Source organism: Micrococcus sp. GbtcB5, from assembly GCF_019091605.1.
In the GTDB taxonomy this organism is placed as follows: domain Bacteria; phylum Actinomycetota; class Actinomycetes; order Actinomycetales; family Micrococcaceae; genus Micrococcus; species Micrococcus luteus.
Window position 1 is genome coordinate 1 of the sequence record NZ_JAGXJK010000417.1, and the last position, 240, is coordinate 240.

Here is a 240-nt window from a genome sequence, read left to right on the forward strand (position 1 = left end):
CCCGGCACCCCACCCCGTCGCAGTGGCCGACACGGAGGCCAGCGCGGCCATCCTCGGGGACACCGGCGGGCGCGTGCTGGGGGCGCGGCCGGCCAACGCGGAGATTCTGCCCGGGCTGACCGACGCGCCGGCCGGCCGCGGCGTCGTCCGCCTGGTGCGGGCCCAGGGGCTGGGCGTCAGCGTCCTCGCCCCCCCGGCGGCGGGATCGGGGGCCGAGGCGAAGGCCACCCGCCCGGCCCG

At 82.5% G+C, this 240-nt stretch carries 1 pseudogene; it reads left to right on the forward strand.

The features are described from left to right. Positions 1-22 precede the first annotated feature (22 nt). A pseudogene (locus KVS67_RS12950) lies at positions 23-240 on the forward strand (DNA polymerase III subunit epsilon); the annotation flags it as partial.